The sequence below is a fragment of the Streptomyces sp. LHD-70 genome, from assembly GCF_031157275.1.
GTDB lineage: Bacteria > Actinomycetota > Actinomycetes > Streptomycetales > Streptomycetaceae > Streptomyces.
Map to the genome: position 1 here is coordinate 1,007,114 of NZ_JAVIFW010000001.1, position 19,646 is coordinate 1,026,759.

Annotated in this window: 17 protein-coding genes, 2 pseudogenes and 1 riboswitch; of the genes and pseudogenes, 3 read left to right on the forward strand and 16 right to left on the reverse strand. The window is 72.6% G+C overall.

The window, feature by feature from the left end:
• Nucleotides 1–45 precede the first annotated feature (45 nt).
• The 5 genes from thpD to RCO28_RS04530 all read right to left on the reverse strand — a co-directional run bounded on the left by thpD (nt 46) and on the right by RCO28_RS04530 (nt 4,937).
• Entirely contained in the window at nt 46–945 is a 900-nt protein-coding gene (gene thpD, locus RCO28_RS04510) for an ectoine hydroxylase (RefSeq protein WP_308939571.1), read from the reverse strand.
• Nucleotides 946–1,063: 118 nt separating this feature from the next.
• The gene (locus RCO28_RS04515) at nt 1,064–1,468 is read right to left on the reverse strand and encodes an ectoine synthase (protein ID WP_308939572.1); all 405 of its coding nucleotides are present in this window, start codon (nt 1,466–1,468) and stop codon (nt 1,064–1,066) included.
• Nucleotides 1,469–1,521: 53 nt separating this feature from the next.
• Nucleotides 1,522–2,790 carry a diaminobutyrate--2-oxoglutarate transaminase gene (gene ectB / locus RCO28_RS04520; protein ID WP_308939573.1) on the reverse strand — a complete coding sequence of 423 codons (1,269 nt, stop codon included), beginning with the start codon at nt 2,788–2,790 and terminating at the stop codon, nt 1,522–1,524.
• A 99-nt stretch (nt 2,791–2,889) separates the two neighbouring features.
• Nucleotides 2,890–3,387, reverse strand: coding sequence for a diaminobutyrate acetyltransferase (gene ectA / locus RCO28_RS04525; RefSeq protein ID WP_308939574.1), 498 nt, complete (start codon nt 3,385–3,387; stop codon nt 2,890–2,892).
• A 452-nt stretch (nt 3,388–3,839) separates the two neighbouring features.
• The gene (locus RCO28_RS04530; protein WP_308939575.1) at nt 3,840–4,937 is read right to left on the reverse strand and encodes an aminotransferase class V-fold PLP-dependent enzyme; all 1,098 of its coding nucleotides are present in this window, start codon (nt 4,935–4,937) and stop codon (nt 3,840–3,842) included.
• Between the two features lie 114 nt (nt 4,938–5,051).
• On the opposite strand from RCO28_RS04530, the gene RCO28_RS04535 reads away from it, so the two are divergent.
• Together RCO28_RS04535 and RCO28_RS04540 are read left to right on the forward strand one after the other, a co-directional pair.
• Entirely contained in the window at nt 5,052–6,143 is a 1,092-nt protein-coding gene (locus RCO28_RS04535; protein ID WP_308939576.1) for an amidohydrolase family protein, read from the forward strand.
• 368 nt (nt 6,144–6,511) lie between these two features.
• Nucleotides 6,512–7,441: an SCO1860 family LAETG-anchored protein gene (locus RCO28_RS04540; protein ID WP_308939577.1), complete on the forward strand. Its 930-nt coding sequence runs from the start codon at nt 6,512–6,514 to the stop codon at nt 7,439–7,441.
• A gap of 55 nt (nt 7,442–7,496) precedes the next feature.
• Here RCO28_RS04540 and cobC read toward each other — a convergent pair whose 3' ends face one another.
• The 3 genes and pseudogenes from cobC to RCO28_RS04555 all read right to left on the reverse strand — a co-directional run.
• Nucleotides 7,497–8,588 carry an Rv2231c family pyridoxal phosphate-dependent protein CobC gene (cobC, locus tag RCO28_RS04545; protein WP_308939578.1) on the reverse strand — a complete coding sequence of 364 codons (1,092 nt, stop codon included), beginning with the start codon at nt 8,586–8,588 and terminating at the stop codon, nt 7,497–7,499.
• Nucleotides 8,589–8,616: 28 nt separating this feature from the next.
• Nucleotides 8,617–9,342 (reverse strand): annotated as a pseudogene (locus RCO28_RS04550) (sirohydrochlorin chelatase); the annotation flags it as partial.
• A 57-nt stretch (nt 9,343–9,399) separates the two neighbouring features.
• Nucleotides 9,400–9,783 (reverse strand): annotated as a pseudogene (locus tag RCO28_RS04555) (cobalamin biosynthesis protein); the annotation flags it as partial.
• A gap of 116 nt (nt 9,784–9,899) precedes the next feature.
• On the opposite strand from RCO28_RS04555, the gene RCO28_RS04560 reads away from it, so the two are divergent.
• Complete coding sequence (locus tag RCO28_RS04560) at nt 9,900–10,619, forward strand: ZIP family metal transporter (protein WP_308939579.1); 720 nt, start codon at nt 9,900–9,902, stop codon at nt 10,617–10,619.
• Nucleotides 10,620–10,633: 14 nt separating this feature from the next.
• Here the strand turns inward: RCO28_RS04560 and RCO28_RS04565 are convergent, their stop codons facing one another.
• The 8 genes from RCO28_RS04565 to RCO28_RS04600 all read right to left on the reverse strand — a co-directional run bounded on the left by RCO28_RS04565 (nt 10,634) and on the right by RCO28_RS04600 (nt 19,477).
• Complete coding sequence (locus RCO28_RS04565; RefSeq protein WP_308939580.1) at nt 10,634–10,948, reverse strand: VOC family protein; 315 nt, start codon at nt 10,946–10,948, stop codon at nt 10,634–10,636.
• Entirely contained in the window at nt 10,945–12,297 is a 1,353-nt protein-coding gene (locus tag RCO28_RS04570; protein WP_308939714.1) for a cobyrinate a,c-diamide synthase, read from the reverse strand. Before RCO28_RS04570 ends, RCO28_RS04565 begins: the two co-directional genes overlap by 4 nt.
• Before the next feature lie 34 nt (nt 12,298–12,331).
• Nucleotides 12,332–12,940 carry a cob(I)yrinic acid a,c-diamide adenosyltransferase gene (cobO, locus tag RCO28_RS04575; RefSeq protein WP_308939581.1) on the reverse strand — a complete coding sequence of 203 codons (609 nt, stop codon included), beginning with the start codon at nt 12,938–12,940 and terminating at the stop codon, nt 12,332–12,334.
• Nucleotides 12,940–15,009, reverse strand: a complete 2,070-nt coding sequence (locus RCO28_RS04580; RefSeq protein ID WP_308939582.1) for a putative cobaltochelatase — start codon at nt 15,007–15,009, stop codon at nt 12,940–12,942. Before RCO28_RS04580 ends, cobO begins: the two co-directional genes overlap by 1 nt.
• Nucleotides 15,006–16,553, reverse strand: a complete 1,548-nt coding sequence (locus RCO28_RS04585; protein WP_308939583.1) for a cobyric acid synthase — start codon at nt 16,551–16,553, stop codon at nt 15,006–15,008. Before RCO28_RS04585 ends, RCO28_RS04580 begins: the two co-directional genes overlap by 4 nt.
• Nucleotides 16,550–17,569, reverse strand: coding sequence for a cobalamin biosynthesis protein (locus RCO28_RS04590; protein WP_308939584.1), 1,020 nt, complete (start codon nt 17,567–17,569; stop codon nt 16,550–16,552). The genes RCO28_RS04585 and RCO28_RS04590 overlap by 4 nt, the downstream gene beginning before the upstream one ends.
• A 134-nt stretch (nt 17,570–17,703) precedes the next feature.
• Nucleotides 17,704–17,836: riboswitch (cobalamin riboswitch) on the reverse strand.
• Between the two features lie 134 nt (nt 17,837–17,970).
• Nucleotides 17,971–18,192: a hypothetical protein gene (locus tag RCO28_RS04595; RefSeq protein ID WP_308939715.1), complete on the reverse strand. Its 222-nt coding sequence runs from the start codon at nt 18,190–18,192 to the stop codon at nt 17,971–17,973.
• Between the two features lie 37 nt (nt 18,193–18,229).
• Nucleotides 18,230–19,477: an anion permease gene (locus RCO28_RS04600; RefSeq protein ID WP_308939585.1), complete on the reverse strand. Its 1,248-nt coding sequence runs from the start codon at nt 19,475–19,477 to the stop codon at nt 18,230–18,232.
• Between the last annotated feature and the right edge of the window lie 169 nt (nt 19,478–19,646).

The following is a 19,646-nucleotide window of genomic DNA, read 5'->3' on the forward strand; positions in this document are numbered from 1 at the left end:
GGGAACCGGGCCAAGCGTCACATCACGTGGGTCACCGCGAAGGGCTCACCGTACCGGGGTGAAGTCCCTGGCGCCGATGTACTCGGGGCGCCGGATGGGTGCCGCGAAGGGTTCCTGCGCGGTGTTCTCCACACTGTTGAAGACGAAGAACACATTGCTTCGCGGGAAGGGAGTGATGTTGTCCCCACTGCCGTGCATGGTGTTGCAGTCGAACAGCACTGCCGAACCGGCGCTGCCGACCCACTGGGCGATCCCGTGCTCGTCCGAGAGCTTCGTCAGCGCCTCGTCGGAGGGGATGCCCGCGTCCTGCATCTGCAGGGAACGCTTGTAGTTGTCCTTCGGAGTGGCGCCCTCGCAGCCGAGGAAGGTGCGGTGCGAACCCGGCACGAGGAGCAGGCTGCCGTTGTACGCGTAGTTCTCGGTGAGGGCGATGGACACGGACACGGTCCGCATGTTCGCGAGGCCGTCCTCCGCGTGCCACGTCTCGAAGTCGGAGTGCCAGTAGAAGCCGGAGGCGCCGAAGCCGGGCTTCACATTGATCCGTGACTGATGGATGTAGACGTCCGAACCCAGGATCTGCCGGGCCCGTCCGACGACGCGCGGGTCCGCCGCCAGCTTGGCGAAGACCTCGCTGATCTTGTGCACCTCGAAGAGGGAACGGATCTCGCCCGAGCTCTTCTCCACGATGGAGCGCTCGTCGGCACGCATGGCGGGGTCCTGGGTCAGACGGTTCAACTCCGCCTGGTAGACCCCCACCTCGTCCCCGGAGACCAGCTCGTCGACCTGGATGAAACCGTCCCGGTCGAACGCCGACAGCTCCGCGGCCGCGAACGGCCCCTCCGTACCCGGCTCGGACCAGATGACTGGGTCCTCGCGCTCGGTGAGCACCTCGGCGATGCCTCGGGTCGGGTACAGGTCTGCGGTGCGTTCGGGTGCGGTGGTCATGGTGTTGCCTGCCTCTCCTCTCGTACGGCCCTGTTCGGGATGTACCCGGCCGCCGCACCCCGCCCCCGAGGCGGGGTGCGGCGGCCGGGAGTCAAGGGGGGCTGCTCAAGCCCTGATGTCAGCCCACGTCCGGCTCGGTGAGCAGCGGGTACACGCCGTTCTCGTCGTGGTCCTCGCGGCCCGTTACCGGCGGGTTGAACACACAGATGCAGTGGAAGTCCTCCTTGATACGCATCGTGTGCTTCTCGTGCCCGTTCAGCAAGTACATGGTGCCGGGCGTAATGGTGTATTTCTCGCCGGTCGTGTCGTCGGTCAGCTCCGCCTCGCCCTGGGTGCACACGACGGCCTCGATGTGGTTGGCGTACCACATGGACGTCTCGGTGCCCGCGTAGAGGATGGTCTCGTGCAGCGAGAAGCCGACGCGCTCCTTGGCGAGCACGATGCGCTTGCTCTCCCAGGTGCCGGAGGCGGACTTGACGTGCCGGTCGGTGCCTTCAATGTCCTTGAACGAACGGACGATCACGGTGAGTTGGTTCCTTTTCTCTTACGTACGTACAGCTGGGGGAGGGGCGCCGCTCAGGCGGTCTCGCGAACCGCGCGGGCCAGGGTGCGCAGACCCTCGTCCAGCTCGTCGGGGGTGATGGTGAGGGCGGGCAGCATCTTGACGACCTCGCTCTCCGGGCCGGAGGTCTCGATCAGCAGACCCAGCTCGAAGGCGCGCTTGGCGACCTTGCCGGCGCGGTCCTTGTCGTGGAACTCCAGGCCCCACACCAGACCGCGGCCGCGGTACTCCTTGGTGGCCTCGGGGTGCTCGGCGCGGATCGCCTTCAGGGCCTGCTCGACCTGCTCGCCGCGGGCGAGGGTCTGCTTCTCCATCTGGCCGTCCGCCCAGTAGGCGTCGAGCGCGGCGGCCGCGGTGACGAACGCCGGGTTGTTGCCGCGGAAGGTGCCGTTGTGCTCGCCCGGCTCCCACACGTCCAGCTCGGGCTTGAACAGGGTGAGGGCGAACGGCAGGCCGTAGCCGGAGATGGACTTCGAGACGGTGACGATGTCCGGCACGATGCCCGCCTCCTCGAAGGAGAAGAACCCGCCGGTGCGGCCGCAGCCCATCTGGATGTCGTCGACGATGAGCAGCATGTCCCAGCGCTTGCACACGTCGGCGAGCTGGCGCAGCCACTCGGCGCGGGCCACGTTGATGCCGCCCTCGCCCTGGACCGTCTCGACGATCACGGCGGCGGGCTTGTTGAGGCCCGAGCCGGAGTTCTCGAGGAGGCTCTCGAACCAGATGAAGTCCGGGGTGCGGCCGTCGAGGTAGTTGTCGAACGGCATCGGGGTGCCGTGCACCAGCGGGATGCCGGCTCCGGCGCGCTTGAAGGCGTTGCCGGTCACGGCGAGCGAGCCGAGCGACATGCCGTGGAAGGCGTTGGTGAAGGACACGATCGACTCGCGGCCCTTGACCTTGCGGGCCAGCTTCAGCGCGGCCTCGACGGCGTTGGTGCCCGTCGGGCCCGGGAACATGACCTTGTACGGCAGGTCACGCGGGCGCAGGATCGTGTTCTGGAACGACTCGAGGAAGGCGCGCTTGGCCGTGGTCGACATGTCGAGGCCGTGCGTGACGCCGTCCCGCTCGATGTAGTCGATGAGGGCGCGTTTCAGGACGGGGTTGTTGTGCCCGTAGTTGAGCGAGCCTGCCCCGGCGAAGAAGTCGAGGTACTCGTGGCCGTCCTCGTCGTACATGCGGCTGCCCTGCGCGCGGTCGAAGACCGTCGGCCAACCGCGGCAGTAGCTGCGCACCTCCGACTCCAGGGTCTCGAAGACGCTCAGGTCCGGCTGGGTGATGGTCACAGCGAATCTCCTCCTGGGAGATATAGGCGTGGGGGGTCCGAGTGGATGGTCAGGACTGGCGGATGGACTGCGGGCCGCTCGGGGCGGTCCGCCTGCGGATCAGTACGGCAGCGGCCCGATGCGGTAGAGCACCTCGGGTTCGTGGCCGCCGTCGGGGAACTGCTCGGCGCTGAACAGCACCTCTCGTGCGAGGTCGGCGTCGTGGCGCTGTGCGAACGAGGTGAACAGGCGCTGCGACGGGATGTTGTCGGGCGAGATGGTGGTCTCCAGGGACCGGAGCTCGTGCTCCTTCGCGACGCGCTCGGCGAGGCCGTCCAGCATCGCGGCGGCGAGCCCGCGTCCACGCTGCGATGCGTCGACGGCGACCTGCCAGACCAGGAGGGTCTGCGGGCGGTCGGGCCGGATGTATCCCGTGATGAACCCGACCGCTTCCCCGTCCGCGTCCCGTGCGATCACCGAGGTGCCGGCGAAGTCACGGCACCACAGCAGGTAGCTGTACGAGGAGTTCAGGTCGAGGGTCTTCGAGTCACGGGCGATGCGCCAGAGTGCGGCTCCGTCCGTCACCTCCGGGGTGTCGAGCCGCAAGTCCCCCGGCATTTCGCGAAAGGCGGTACGGGCACTTGCAAGGTCTGCTTGTGCGGCTGTCATGCATATTGAATTTACCGACCGAAAAAGGAAATTGCATCGCGGGGAGGGGTTACCTGAACGGGCTTGATGTGTTATCACGCGGGCGTGCGCGCTCGCGCAAAAACCTCGCTGACTGCCCTGTTTTGTCCAGATATTCTGGGGCATATCGCTCCCCGTGTGGCGTCGGTCACAAGCTGGAAACCCTCACGAGATCTGCCCGAATTACGTCGTTTGGCGTTCGCAAAATTTTTGCGTTTAGGACCGGGGAAAGCGGGCAGAAGAATACGGGAAGCTGCGCTCGAAAAGCAGCTCCCCGCATTCGTGAATACGACATTGATTTATGGCCCCGGAAGATTTCGAAGCCGGCGGCCCGAGTCCTGCTGCCCGATTCTTGACGCAGAATTGACGGGCAACCAGAAACGCTACTCCCAGGCGGCGGTCACCGCACGCCGAGCGGCCTCCAGGTCCACCGCGAGCCCCGCCTCGCCGAGCGCGGCGCCCAGCGCCGCCAGGCTCGCGTGCACCGCGCCACGCGTCGCGTCCGGACCGTAGTGGTTGACCCGGATCATCTCCTTGGCCAGCGCCCCGCCGCCCGCCACCAGGGGCAGCGCCGGGTCCGCCGCGAGCGCCCGCGCCACCAGCTCGGAGGCGTCCACGCCCGCCGGGGCGCGCAGCGTCGTCGCCACCGGCGCCGCGTCCCGCGCCTCGTGGACGTACGGCTCCAGGACCCCGAGGGCCACCGCGCCCGCCCGCGTCGCCGCCGCGGCCGTCGCGTGCCGGTCCATCACCGCGTCCAGGCCCTCCGACTCGATCCGCTCCACGCAGGCCTCCAGGGCCAGCATCTCCAGCTGCGCCGGGGCGTGAAGCAGCGCCTTGCGGCCGCCGTCGATCCAGCGCGCCTTCCAGTCCAGGAGCGAGAGGTACGAGGCGCGCGGCGCCCGCGGGTTCTCCGCGAACCGCCGCCAGGCGCGCTCGCTCACCGACACCGCCGAGACCCCGGCCGGGCCGCCCATCGCCTTCTGCGCGCCGATGATGCACAGGTCCACGCCCCAGGCGTCCGGCAGCACCGGCTCAGCGGCGATCGAGGCCACCGCGTCCAGGTAGAACAGCGCGCCGTGCTCCCGGACCACCTCGCCGATCTCCGCGACCGGGTTGGTGTTGCCGGTCGCCGCCTCCGCGTGCACGAGCGAGACGAAGTCGATCTCCGGGTGCTCGGTGAGCGCCTCCCGCACCTGGTCCGCGGTGACGGCCGTGTGGAACGGCACGGCCAGGTCGATCACGGTGGCGCCGCAGTCCCGCAGCCAGTTGCCGAAGGTCTGGCCGTACGGCCCGGTCACCACGTTCAGCGCGGTGGAACCCGGCCGGGCCCCGGAGCGGATACAGGCCTCAAGGGGCAGCAGCGCCTCGCCCTGCATGATCACGACGTCCTGCTCGGTCCGCATCAGCCGCGCCACCCGCTGCTCGATCGCGGCGAAGTGCGCGGGGGTCAGCGGAGCCAGGTCGAGAAAGGGGTGCGTCACGGTGGTGCTCTCTTCTTGACGGTCCTGCGGTCCCGCGGAGGGTCCGCAGGCCGCTTGACGTGTTCTTGTCCGGGTGCCGGTCCGAGCGTACCGAGTGGGATCTACGCTGCCGACATGAGCGATTCAGGGGTGCTGAGGGTCCGCGGGCGGGTGCTCGTCGGGCCGGAGGACGTACGGGACGAGCTGTGGGTCGTCGGCGGGCGGATCAGTTTCACGCGGCCGCCGGGGGCGGACGACGTCACCACCGTCGAGGGCTGGGCGCTGCCCGGCCTCGTCGACGCGCACTGCCATGTGGGCCTCGACGCGCACGGCCCGGTCGACGCCGAGACCGCCGAGCGGCAGGCCCTCACCGACCGGGACAACGGGACGCTTCTGATCCGGGACGCGGGCTCGCCCTCCGACACCCGCTGGATCGACGACCGCGAGGACCTGCCGAAGATCATCCGCGCGGGCCGGCACATCGCCCGCACCAAGCGCTACATCCGCAACTACGCCCACGAGATCGAGCCGGACGAGCTGGTCGCGTACGTCGGCCGGGAGGCGGAGCGCGGCGACGGCTGGGTCAAGCTGGTCGGCGACTGGCTCGACCGCTCCACCGGCGACCTGGGCTCCTGCTGGCCGCGCGCCGAGGTCGAGGCCGCGATCGCCGAGGCGCACCGGCTCGGCGCCCGCGTCACCGCGCACTGTTTCGCCGAGGACTCGCTGCGGGACCTGGTCGAGGCGGGCATCGACTGCATCGAGCACGCCACCGGGCTCACCGAGGACACCATTCCGCTCTTCGCCGAGCGCGGCGTGGCGATCGTCCCGACCCTCGTGAACATCGCGACGTTCCCGAAGCTGGCGGCGGGCGGCGACAGCAAGTTCCCCATCTGGGCCGACCACATGCGCCGCCTGTACGACCGCCGCTACGACACCGTGCGCTCCGCCCACGACGCCGGCATCCCCGTCTTCGTCGGCACCGACGCGGGCGGCGGCCTCGCGCACGGCCTCGCCGCCGCCGAGGTCGTCGAGCTCACCAAGGCCGGCATCCCGCCGCTCGCCGCGCTCTCCGCCACCACGTGGGGCGCCCGCGACTGGCTCGGCCGCCCCGGTCTCACCGAGGGCGCCGCCGCCGACCTCGTGGTGTACGACGAGGACCCGCGCGCCGACGTACGCGCACTCGCGGCGCCGCGCCGGATCGTGGTGAACGGGAACGTGGTCAGCTGAGCCCGGCCCCGCGAGGGGGCGCAGGGGCGCGCGTGGCGTCGGGTTGACGCACCCGTGCCCCCGCGCGCCCACGACTCGTTGCGCATCCTTCACCACCCCGCAGGACCCTCCCCGTACGGCAACTCCCAGGTCCGGCAAGGGGCGTGACGCGGGAGGCGGAAGGGAACGCGCGTGCCGGAAGATTCGAAAACGAGGGCGGAAACCCCACTTTGGAGTGAAGTGACCCCATGTCGCCGCCGGTTCACTCCGTGTGCGTAACGATGCCGGGGTCCGGGCCGCCGACGCCGTACGACTGTCCCCGTACGGCGGTGTCGGCGGCCCCTTGTCCCTGAGCGCTCGCGCTCAATTCTCGTGGGGGTTCCACCACCGTGAACAGCAACACCTTCCGCACGCCCGTGCCGTGTCATCGGCGGTCCCGGCGGATCGCCGCCATCGCGGCCGCGACGGCGCTGGCCGCGGGTCCCGCGGCCCTCGCCGGTGCCGTGCCCGCCCACGCCACGGGTGGCGACGGCAGGTCCAGTGCGGTCGTCCTGCGCGCGGGACTCGACGTCTCGCTGCTCAACAAGTCCGTGAACGTGCCGGTCCGGGCCTCCCTCAACGAGGTCGACGCGCCCGCGTCGGCGGAGAAGACCGCGCTCACCGTGAACGTCGACGGCATCGACCGGGGCCGCCCGTTCAGCATGGTGCGCGCCGAGGCGGCCTCCGCGAAGGCCACCGCCGACCGGCACAAGGCCGAGGGCCGTACGCACCTCACACGGGCCGAGGTGCACCTGCCGGGGCTGCCCGCGCTGCCCCTGATCGAGCTGGAGAACGTCACCTCGAAGGCGGTCTGCGTGGCGGGCGAGCAGCCGGTCGCCGAGGCCGACGTGGTGGGCTCGGTGACCGTGCTCGGCAAGAAGGTCACGCTCTCCGCGACAGGGCCGACCCGCGTGGACGTGCCCGGCGTCGGCGAGGTCCGCCTCGACCTGGCGAAGACCCACACCACGTCCCGTACGGCAGCGGCCTCCGCGCTCGAACTCAAGGTGTCCGTCAACCCGTTGAAGCTCAACGTCGCCGAGGTCGACGGGACCGTCACCCTCGCGGGCGCCACCTGCGAGGCCCCGACGGCGCCCGCGAAGCCCCCGGAGGAGCAGCCGCAGGAACACCCCAAGGACGAGACCCGCCCGCAGACGGCCGCGAAGCCGCAGCACCTCGCCGAGACGGGCGGCGACTCCACGACGCCGTACGTCGCGGGCGGCGCGGTGCTCCTGCTCGCCCTGGGCGGCGGCGCCCTGTACGCAGCACGCAGGCGCGCCTGAGAACGTGGGGGAGAGGCGGCCACCTGCCCTGTGCCGCCTCTCCCCCGCTCGACCGTCAGCGCCCAGCCGACGCCAGCGCCTTCTCCAGTGCCCCCAGCAGCCGGTCCGTCGTCTCCCGGTCCCGTACCGCGAGGCGGAGCCAGTCCGGGTCCAGGCCGGGGAACGTGTCGCCGCGGCGGAGTGCGAAGCCGAGGTCGCGCAGGTGGGCGCGGAGCCCGGCCGCGCCCTCGACGCGGATCAGGACGAACGGGCCCTCGGCCTCGCGTACCGCCGTGACCTCATCGAACTCCGCCAGGCCCGCGAGGAGATGGGCCCGGTCGGCGGCGATCGAGCGGGCCGCGGCCTCCGCCTCCGCGAGCGCCCGCGGAGTCATGCACGCCTCGGCCGCCGCGAGGGCAGGCGTGGAGACCGGCCACAGCGGCTGGGCCCGCTCCAGCTCCGCGACGGTCTCCGGCGCGGCCAGTACGTAGCCGATGCGCAGGCCCGCGAGCCCCCAGGTCTTGGTGAGGCTGCGCAGCACCACCAGGCCCGGCACGTCCGTACGGTCCGCGAGGGCCTCGCGCTCACCCGGCACCGCGTCCATGAACGCCTCGTCCACGACCAACGTCCGCCCGGGACGGGCGAGTTGAGCGATCAGACCGGCGGGGTGCAGCACCGACGTCGGGTTGGTCGGGTTGCCCACCACCACCAGGTCCGCGTCCTCGGGCACCGCCGCCGGGTCGAGCCGGAAGCCGTCCTCCGCGCGCAGCAGCACCCGCCGCACCTCGTGCCCCGCGTCCCGCAGCGCCGCCTCCGGCTCCGTGAACTGCGGGTGCACGACGACCGGACGCCGCACCCGCAGGGCCCGCGCGAGCAGCACGAACGCCTCCGCCGCGCCCGCCGTGAGCAGCACCCGCTCCGGGGCGAGGCCGTGCCGCCGGGCCACCGCGGCCCGCGCCGCACGGCCGTCGGGATAGGCGGCGAGGGAGGTGAGGGACGCGGCGATGTGCTCGCGCAGCCACGAAGGGGGCGTGTCCGTACGGACGTTGACCGCGAGGTCGGTCAGCTCCGCGCCGTCGTCCCTGACCTCCGCGTCGCCGTGGTGCCGCAGATCGTGCGCGTGCGGGCGGTCCGCCTGGGATCGGTCAGCGTGCAGGTGCCTGTGCATGTCTTTCCTGGGGTTCGTGCGGGGTGGTGGCCTCGTGGTGGTGCCGTACCACCAGGTCGAGCAGGGCCGGGTCCGGGCCGACGGCGTCCGCCGTGCGCACCTCGGCCTCCGGGTGCGCCTCCGCCCAGCCCTCGGCCTGCGCCCGCACCCGGTCCGCCAGGGCGCCGTCGAGCAGGAAGTACGGCAGCACCACGATCCGCCGCGCCCCGAGCCGTACGCACCGGTCGAGCCCGCTCGGCACGTCCGGCGCGGCCAGCGACACGAACGCCGTCTCCACCCCCGCGTACCCGCGCCCCTCCCACAGCAGCCGCGCCACCCGGTGCACCTCGGCGTTCGCCTCAGGGGCCGTGGCGCCGGGGCCGACCAGGAGCACCGTGACCCCGGCCCGGTCCCCCGGCGTGCGCGCCGCCCCGGCGTCGAGCGCCGCCTCCACCCGCCGCTCCAGGACGTCGAGCAGGACGGGATGCCCGCCGAGCAGGGGCCCGTACGCGTACGAGAGCCGGGCGGGATCGAGGGCCGAGGCGACCGCGCGCTCGGCGTGGGGTGCGGGGGCGAGCGTCAGAGGTACGACCGTCGGGTGGGCCGTGTCGTCGCCCATCAGGCCGGACACCTGCCTCAAGTGACCGCCCGCCACCGGGAGTTCGGGACTGTGGCGGCCGAGCGCGTCGACGAAGGCGCGGAGCGCCTCGGTGCCGTCGTCCGCGACGAGCAGCACCGGCCGGGCGGCTGCCGATTCGGTCTCAGGTCTGGTCACACGGTCTCCTCGGGGAGGGGGGCGGTACGGGAAGGAGTCGGTGTGCGCGAGCGCGCAGGTCGCCCGGGCGGACCGGCCCTCGGGACTCGACCTCCGCTTGGGCACGAGCAGCCGGCCGCCCGTGGCGAGCGCCGCGGCCTCGGCGACGGACGGCGTACCGACGGCCGCGAGTACGGCGCCCGCCGGGTTCGGGACGGCCACCCGCGCCAACTCGGCCGCCGGGTACGTCAGGAGCGGTACGCCGAGCGCCCGCGCCGCCCCGACGACGCCGGGCTCGCCGCCCTTCGCGTCCACCGTCGCGAGCGCGCCCAGGCCGGACTCGGGCCGCCCCGCCTCGCGCAGCACGGCACGCACCAGGCCGAGCACCTCGTCGAGGGGCACACCACGGGCGGCACCCACACCGGCGATCAGCGCACCGGAGCGGGGCGGCGTACCGGGCATGGGCGGCTCCTCTCGGTTCGAACAGCGGGGGCGGACACGTACGGGGCAGGTGTGACCAGGAGATATCAGGTGTGTCGCAGGCCGAAGGGACCGGGTCCATCCGCTAGCAAGACCCCATGGCGGTGATCGTCGCGCTCGGCGCGTTCCTGATGACGCTGGTCGGCGGCTGGGCGGCGCAGCGCGTCACCGACCGCAGGCACCTCGTGCTCGGCTTCGCGGGCGGCCTGATGCTCGGCGTCGTCGGCCTGGAGCTGCTGCCGGAGGCCCTGGAGGCCGCGGACGGGGAGATCCACGGCGTGCCCCAGGCGTTGCTGCTGTTCGTCGGCGGCTTCCTCGTCGCCCACGTCGTGGAGCGGCTGCTCGCCGTACGACAGGCCGCGCACGGCTTTGACGAGCGGGTGCCGCAGGTCGGGCTCACCGCTGCGGCCGCGATGGTCCTGCACAGCCTGATGGACGGCGTCGCGCTCGGCGCGGCCTTCCAGTCGGGCGGCGCGATGGGCCTGACCGTCGCACTCGCCGTCATCAGCCATGACTTCGCGGACGGCTTCAACACGTACACGATCACGAGCCTGTACGGGAACGCCCGGCGCAAGGCGCTCGCCATGCTGTTCGCCGCCGCCGCGGCGCCGGTCGTGGGGGCCGCGTCCACGATGTTCTTCACGCTGCCCCAGGAGTTCCTCGGCAGCTATCTCGGCTTCTTCGGCGGCGCGTTGCTCTATCTCGCCGCCGCGGAGATCCTCCCCGAGGCCCACCACGACCACCCGGCGGTGCCGACGCTGTGCTGCACGGTGGCCGGCGTCGGCTTCATCTGGCTGGTGGTCGGCGCGGCGGAGTGAGCGCGCACGGCTCCTCATGACGGTACGACTCCCCGCCCGAACCCGACCCGGCCGCGCGTGCCCTCGACCACGGCACGGAGGTACGGCCGCGGAGCGACCGCGACCCGTGGGGCGGCCTCGCCCGCCAGCCCGTACAGGAAGTTCCGCGTGCCGTACCCGAGGTGGCGGCCGCCCTCGGCCGGCGCCACCCCGGTCGCCGCCGTGACCTCGGCGACGGTGTCGTCGAGGTCGGGGGTGGCGAGGACTAGGGCCTGTCCGGCGGATCTTCGCGGGTCCGCGAAGATCCGCCGGACAGGCCCTAGGTGGTCCAACTCGGCTGCGGGGCTCACGCGTTGCAGCCTGCCACGAATCTGCGGGCCACGTCCGGGGCGGCCGCCCAGTGGGTGTGCAGATAGCTGGCGTGCACGCCGCCCTGCACGAAGCCCTCCACCCGGCGTTCCGGCAGATGCATGCCCCAGGCGGGCGTCGGCCCCGCGCCCGGCTCGATCACCGTGCGGTGGAACTCGTGCCCGCGCAGCCGCGTGCCCGTCGCCGCGAGCGAGCTGTCCGACACGGCGACGGCCTCCCGGTACCCCAGGGTCAGCCGCTCCGACATACGCGCCTCGGCGTCAAGCACGCCGCACATCGGCTTCCCGTCCAGGGACTTGGCGAGGTACAGCAGACCGGCGCACTCGGCGGCCACCGGCGCCCCGCTCTGCGCGAGGTCGGCCACGGCCTTGCGCAGCGGTTCGTTGGCGGACAGCTCCGGCGCGTACACCTCGGGGAAGCCGCCGCCGATCACCAACCCGGCGGTCCCGTCCGGGAGTTGCTCGTCGTGCAGCGGGTCGAACGGCGCGACCTCGGCACCGGCGGCGGTGAGCAGTTCGGCGTGCTCCGCGTACGAGAACGTGAACGCGGGCCCGGAGGCGAGCGCGACCACCCTCTTCGGCCCCGCGACGGGTTCGAGCCCGGCCGCCGGGTCCCACGGCGCGTCCGGCAGGGCGGGCGCGGTGCGGGCGAGGGCGAGCAGCCCGTCGAGGTCGCAGCCCTCCCGTACCTGCGCGGCGAGCGCGGCCACCGACTCCAGGGCCTCGGCCCGCCGCTCCGCCACCGGCACGAGCCCCAAGTGCCGTGACGGCGCCTTCACTTGGCTCTCCCGGCGCAGCGCCCCGAGCACCGGCACCCCGGACTCGCCGAGCGCGTCCCGCAGGATCTCCTCGTGCCGCGCCGAGCCCAGCTTGTTGAGGATCACGCCCGCGAGCCGCACCTGAGGGTCCCAGGACGCGAAGCCGTGCACGAGCGCCGCCACCGAGCGGGACTGCGACGAGGCGTCCACGACCAGCACGACGGGCGCCTTGAGGAGCTTCGCGACCTGCGCCGTGGACGCCAGCTCGCCCTGCCCGACCGCCCCGTCGTACAGCCCCATGACGCCCTCGACCACGGCCAGGTCGCAGCCCGCCGAGCCGTGCGCGAACAGCGGGCCGACCAGTCCGGTGCCGCACATGTACGCGTCGAGGTTGCGACCGGGGCGGCCGCAGGCGAGCGCGTGGTAGCCGGGGTCGATGTAGTCGGGCCCGACCTTGTGCGGGGAGACCGCGAGCCCGGCCTCGGCGAAGGCCGCCATCAGACCGGTGGCGACGGTGGTCTTGCCGCTGCCCGAGGAGGGCGCGGCGATGACCAGACGCGGTACGGACGTCACCACGCGAGGCCCTTCTGCAGCTCGTGGACCGGCATCACCACTCGATGCCTCTCTGGCCCTTCTGGCCCGCGTCCATCGGGTGCTTGACCTTGCCCATCTCGGTCACCAGGTCCGCGAAGTCGAGCAGCGGCTGCGGCGCGTTCCGCCCGGTGATCACCACGTGCTGCTGCCCCGGCCGGTCCCGCAGCACGGAGACGACCTCGTCGACGTCGATCCAGCCCCAGTGCATCGGGTACGCGAACTCGTCGAGCACGTACATCCGGTACGTCTCGGCCGCGAGGTCGCGCTTGACCTGCTCCCAGCCCTCCAGGGCCTTCTCCTCGTTGGAGGAGTTGTCGCCCTGGAGGTCGCGCTGGACCCAGGACCAGCCCTCGCCCATCTTGTGCCAGTCGACGGTGCCGCCCTCACCGGAGGCGCCGAGCACCTTCAGGGCCCGCTCCTCGCCGACCTTCCACTTCGCCGACTTCACGAACTGGAACACCCCGACGGGCCATCCCTGGTTCCAGGCCCGCAGAGCGAGCCCGAACGCGGCCGTCGACTTGCCCTTGCCGGTGCCGGTGTGCACGGCGACGAGCGGGCGGTTGCGGCGCTGGCGGGTGGTGAGCCCGTCGTCGGGCACGACGGACGGCTGTCCCTGAGGCATCAGGCGGCCTTTCTGCTGGAGGAGTTGGCGGGTACGTCACGGATGTCGCGGACGAGCCCGGCGATGCTGTCCGCGCGCAGCTCGTCGAGGGAGACGGCGCTGCCGCCGAGGTTCCGCGCGAGCTCCGCGGCGAGGCCGAGGCGGACCGGGCCCGCCTCGCAGTCGACCGTGACGGTCGCGACGCCCTCGGCGGCGAACAGGCCCGCGGCACGGGCCGCCCGCGCGACCGGCTCCGGCCCGCCGGTGGCCCGGCCGTCCGTGACGACGACGAGCAGCGCGCGCCGCGCCGGGTCGCGGAGCCGTTCGACGCGCAGCACGTCGTGCGCCTTCAACAGGCCCTCCGCGAGCGGCGTCCGGCCGCCCGTGGGCAGCTGCTCCAGGCGTGCGGCGGCCGTGTCCACGGACGACGTGGGCGGCAGCGCCACCTCGGCGCCCTTGCCGCGGAACGTCACCAGGCCCACCTTGTCGCGCCGCTGGTACGCGTCGAGCAGCAGCGAGAGCACGGCGCCCTTCACGGCGCTCATCCGCTGCCGCGCCGCCATCGACCCGGAGGCGTCCACCGCGAACAGCACGAGGTTGCCCTCACGCCCCTCCCGGGTCGCCTGCCGCAGATCGTCCCGGCGCACCACGAGCCCCGGACCGGACCGCCCGCGCGCGTGCTGGTGCGGCGCCGCGGCCTGCACGGTTGCCGCGAGATGCAGCTTGCCGAGCGCGCCCCGCGGCCGCCGCGAACCCGTCGTACGGCCGTGCTCGGTACGGGCCCGCGAGCGACGGCCCGCCGCGCCCGCACCCGTGCCCGGCACAGTGAGCAGCTTGGCGCGGAACGGCTCCGTCGCGGCGACCGGCGCCTGCTCGGGGGCGGGCGCGGGGGCGGCCGGTGCGGCCTGGGGCTCGCGGTCCTCAGGGGCGTCCTGGGCCTCGGGGGCGTCCTGGGCCTCGCCGCCCTGCGGCGGCACCTCGGGACCGCCCTGCGGGGGCTGTCCGCCACCGCCGGGCCCGTCCGGGTCTCCGGGCCCGTCGGGCTCGGGGTCGGGCTCGGGGTCCTGGTCGTCCTCGGAGCCGCCGAACTCCTCCAGGGTCTCGTCGAGTTTGTCCTCGTCGAGGCCCGGCGCGTCGAAGGGGTTGCGGCGCCTGCGGTGCGGCAGGGCGAGCAGCGCGGCCTGCCGCACGTCATCGGCAGCTACGTCCTCGCGCCCGGCCCACGCCGCGAGCGCCGTCGCCGTACGGGCCATCACGATGTCCGCGCGCATCCCGTCGACCTCGAACGCCGCGCACGTCGCGGCGATCTGCCGCAGCGCCGCGTCCCCGAGCCGCACGGAGGGCAGCAGCGCACGCGCCGCCACGATCCGCTCCCGCAGCTCGGCCTCGTCGGCGGCGAAGCGCGCCGCGAACTCCTCGGGCCCGTCGTCGTACGCGAGCCTGCGCCGCACCACCTCGACCCGCTGGTCCGGCTCCCGGGACGCGGACACCTCGACGGTCAGGCCGAACCGGTCCAGCAACTGCGGCCGCAGCTCGCCCTCTTCGGGGTTCATCGTGCCGACCAGCAGGAACCGCGCCGCATGCCGTACGGACACGCCCTCGCGCTCCACATACGAGGCGCCCATCGCGGCCGCGTCGAGCAGCAGGTCGACCAGGTGGTCGTGGAGGAGGTTGACCTCGTCGACGTAGAGGATGCCGCGGTGCGCGTCGGCGAGCAGGCCGGGCTCGAAGGCCTTCACGCCCTCGGACAGCGCGCGTTCGATGTCGAGGGCGCCGACGAGCCGGTCCTCGGAGGCGCCGACGGGCAGCTCGACCATCCGCGCGGCCCGGCCGTCCGCGGCGCCGGACTCGTGCGGTCCGTCCGGGCAGTTCGGGTCCGGCGCGGCCGGGTCGCAGGAGAACCGGCAGCCGGAGACGACGGAGACCTCGGGCAGCAGCGCCGAAAGGGCCCGTACGGCCGTGGACTTGGCGGTGCCCTTCTCGCCGCGCACGAGCACGCCGCCGACGGCCGGTGAGACGGCGTTGAGCAGCAGCGCGAGCCGCAGGTCGTCCTGGCCGACGAGGGCGGTGAAGGGGTAGGGGGTGTTCAAGGGGTGGCCTCCTGGGACGGAGTGGGTTCGGGGGGCTGGGGCGGAGCCCCAGGAGGAACAAAGGGGAGGGACGAGGGGGCCCCGCCCTCGATCAGCCGCAACAGCCCCTCCGTGTCCGCGTGTTGCTCGATCAGATCGCCGAGCCGGTCCAGCTGCTCCTCGCGCAGCGCACCGAACGACGTGTCGGGCGCGGGCACGAACCGCCGCCCCGCCGCCCGCGCGACCTCCCGCAGGAACGCCCGCCGGAACCCGTCGGACTCCAGGGAGCCGTGCCAGTGCGTGCCCCACACGGCGCCGACGCGGCAGCCGTCGAGGAACGGCTCACCGCCGTCCACGCGGGCCACGCCATGGTGGATCTCGTACCCCTCGACCCGCTCGCCGAGCGCCGAACCCACGGGCCGGGCCAGGGTCTTCTCGCGCTCGAACCGCACCCGTACGGGCAGCAGTCCGAGCCCGTCGACCGCACCGGCGCGGGACTCGACGTCGTCCTCGATGTGCTCGCCGAGCACCTGGAAGCCGCCGCAGATGCCGAGCACCGGGCGGCCCTCGGCGGCGCGGCGGGCCAGGGCGTCCGCGAGGCCGCGCTCCCGCAGCCACGCAAGTGCCTTGACGGTGCCGCGCGTTCCGGGCACCACGACCAGGTCCGCGTCGGCCAGCTCCTCGGCGCGGTCCACGAACCGCACGACGACACCCGGCTCGGCGGCCAGCGCGTCGACATCGGTGAAGTTGGACATCAACGGCACCGCACAGACGGCGACCCGCAGCACGTCCTCGCCGACCGGCGGCGCGACGACGGACTCCCGCACGGTGCCCCGCATCGACACGCGCAGCCCGTCCTCCTCGTCGATGCCGAGCCCGTGCGCGTACGGCAGGACTCCGTACGTACGCCGCCCGGTGAGCTTCTCCAGCATGTCGAGCCCGGGTTCGAGCAGGGTCACATCGCCGCGGAACTTGTTCACCAAGTACCCGGCGACCAGGGCCTGATCGGCCTCGCTCAGCAGCGCCGTCGTACCGAAGAAGGACGCGAAGACACCGCCCCGGTCGATGTCGCCGACCACCACGACCGGAAATCCCGCGGCGCGCGCGATGCCCATGTTCACGATGTCGGTACGCCGCAGATTGATCTCGGCCGGACTGCCCGCGCCCTCGCAGATCACCGCGTCGTACGAGCTGCGCAGCTGCTCCAGGCAGTCGGTGACGGTGCCGAGCAACTGCTCCTGCCGCCCGCCGTGATAGCCGCGGGCGGACATCTCACCCACCGGCTTGCCCATCAGGACGACCTGGCTGGAACGGTCGCCGCCGGGCTTGAGCAGCACCGGGTTCATCAGCGCACTCGGCTCGACCCGGGCGGCCTGCGCCTGCATGGCCTGCGCCCGCCCGATCTCGGCACCCTCGCGCGTCACGAACGAGTTCAGCGACATGTTCTGCGCCTTGAACGGCGCGACAGACACACCCTTACGAGCCAGCCACCGACAGATCCCGGCGGTGACAACGCTCTTGCCCGCGTCGGATGTGGTTCCGGCAATCAGCAGACCGCCGCTCATGATGTCTTTCCTCTCCACCGCTGTGGGCAGGCGTTCCGCAGGGCGGAACCGGTGGGCACAGCTCCCGTTGCCGGGCGCCCTGACGTCAACGCCCAGACGGACCGCCCGACAGCACATGCACCCAGAGCAAGCCAACCAACCCTGCGAGAAAGCCGAACCGCCCGTTCGACATCGGCGACTTGAACCGCACCCCCGGAGGGGTTCAGCACGGGCCGATGCTCAACCCGCCCCCCGTACGACAACGTCCCCCCGAGCCGAACGCCCAACGCCCCCGCGAACGACGCCTCGACGGGCCCGGCGTTGGGACTGGGATGCAACCCGGCATCATCCCGCCACGCCCGCGCGGCGCCGCGAGGAGAGCCCCCTGCCACCACAGCCAGCGCAGCGGTGAGCCGAGCACCGGCCCACCCCGCAACATCGTCCAGCCGCGCGGAGGCCCACCCGTACCGCCGATACCGCCGCGACTTGTGCCCGACCATCGCGTCCAGCGTGTTCACGGCCCGGAACGCGACGAGGCCGGGCACGCCGCCGACGGCACCCCACACGAGGGCGCCGACGACCGCATCGGAGGTGTTCTCGGCGACGGACTCGACGACGGCACGCGCGATCCCGTCCGCGTCGAGCGCCTGCGGGTCGCGGCCGCACAGATGGGGGAGGCGCTCGCGGGCGGCGTCCACATCGCCCGCGGCGAGCGCGTCGCCGATGGCACGGGCCTCCCGGCCGAGCGAGGTGCCGCCGACGACGGCCCAGGTGGCGGCGGCGGTCAGGGCGACGGAGGCGGTGGGGGAGCGGCGCACGGCGGCGGCGGACAGCGCGGCGGCACCCACGGCACCGCCCACGCAGACGGCGGTGTGCAGGGCGCCCCACCCGCGGTGGTCCCGCCACAGCACCCGCTCGACGGCACCCGCCGCGCGGCCGAACGCGGCGACCGGATGGCCTCGGCGGGGATCGCCGAGCAGCAGGTCACCGAGAAGGCCGGCGGCGGCGCCGTACGCGAAGACGCGATCGGCACGCACGCTTCAGGCCGCCGTCACGCCTCGAAGGAACGGGGGACGGTACGTACTCGACGCACTCGAAGCACTCAAGGAGCTGGAAGCGTCCGAACGGCAGCCGCGCATGGCGTTGTTGTCCTCACTCAGGGTCCGCGCCCTGGTTCGACGTGAACGGCGGCGAGAGTTCCTGGCTCCCCGGGTTCGTGATGGCTCGTGAACCCCGGTGACAGTGGCGGGACCGCGCCGGATTCGCACCGGCTTCCTCTTCTGACCGCCGTAATGGCTCGGGCAGTCCACCACGCCCGACAACGCCCGTCAACTCCGCTTTGACCTGCGGCGGAAGAGTGTGCGGAGGCCCACAGGAAACCGCCCCGCGCCGGCCCTCGAAGGGGCTGGTGCGGGGCGGTGCGGCGCGGTGGCCGGTGTCAGAGGACGATCAGGGAGATCCCGTAAGCCACCGCGGCCGCGCAGAGTGCGAAGCAGGCGTACGCGCCGGTGCGGGCGAGCGGCGCGGAGCCGCCCTGCTCGGTGGCCGCCTCCTGCTTGGAGAGGCCGACGATGCCGAGGGTGAACAGCCCCACCAGGGCGACCGTCGCCACGAGGCTGACGCCGAAGACGGAGCCGAGCGCCGCCCAGTCGATGTCGATCATGCGTGTTCCTTAGCTCGCTGGTCCGGTCGCCGGATCAGACGGTCGCACCGGCGGGCCGCGCGGACTCCGCGGCGGCACCGGCCTGGGCCGGGATGGTGGGCTTGGCGTCCGCGTCGAGGGCGTTGGCCACGGCGCCCTCGGGCTCGGAGTCCGCAGAGGTCTCGGTGCCGGTGGCCGGGTCGTCGCTCTCGTTGACGTTGTGGTGGTCGACGACCTGGCGGCGCGAGATCAGCCAGATCGCGACGCAGGACGCGACGAGGAAGACCGCGACGGCGGCGACGCCCCAGCCGCCCTGGCGGGCCACGAACTCGGCGCCCGCGGCGACCAGTCCGGCGGCCGGCAGGGTCAGGCCCCACGCGACGAACATCCGGGTCGCCGTCGACCAGCGCACGACGCCGCCCTTGCGGCCGAGGCCCGAGCCCATGACGGCGCCGGAGCAGGAGTGCGTGGTGGAGAGCGAGAAGCCCAGGTTGGACGAGGACAGGATGACCGCGGCGGCCGAGGTCTGGGCGGCGAAGCCCTGCTGCGGCTGCAGGTCGGTGAGGCCCTTGCCCATGGTGCGGATGATGCGCCAGCCACCGAGGTAGGTGCCGAGGGCGATGGCGACACCGGCCGAGACGATGACCCAGACCGGCGGGTTGGAGCCCGGCGCGAGGGCGCCACCAGCGACGAGGGCCAGCGTGATGATGCCCATCGTCTTCTGCGCGTCGTTGGTGCCGTGGGCGAGGGAGACCAGACCGGCGGAGGCGATCTGCCCGGCGCGGTAACCCTTGGCGCTCGACTGCTTGCCGACGTTCTTGCCGAGCTTGTACGTCAGTCGCGCCGCGAGGAACGCGGCGATACCGGCGACGAGCGGCGCGGCGACCGCGGGGATCAGGACCTTGGTGACGACGACGCCGCCGTTGACCCCGCTGAGGCCGATGGACGCGATGGTCGCACCGATCAGACCGCCCATGAGGGCGTGCGAGGAGCTGGACGGCAGGCCGACCAGCCAGGTGAGCAGGTTCCAGAGGATGGCACCCACCAGGGCCGCGAAGATCACTTCGGGCTGGATGCCGTCTTCTCTGACAAGTCCGCTGGAGATCGTCTTGGCGACCTCGACGGACAGGAAGGCTCCGACGAGATTCAGCACGGCGGACATGGCCACCGCGGCCTTGGGCTTCATTGCGCCGGTCGAGATGGTCGTGGCCATCGCGTTGGCGGTGTCGTGGAAACCGTTCGTGAAATCGAACACGAGAGCTGTCACGATCACAATCGCGAGCAGCAGCGTGATGTGTTCCATTTACCCAGGCAATCTTTCGACGTCAGTGTCTTGTGGAACGTAGGCAACCTGGGTGAACGGAAAGTGAACTGGGGCGGGCTGCACGGTGTCTCGGTTGGGCTGCTTGTGGGCACAGATCCGGGGGCACCCGTTCCGCCTGTGCGGAGCCCCCGCCGCAGGGCCCGGAATC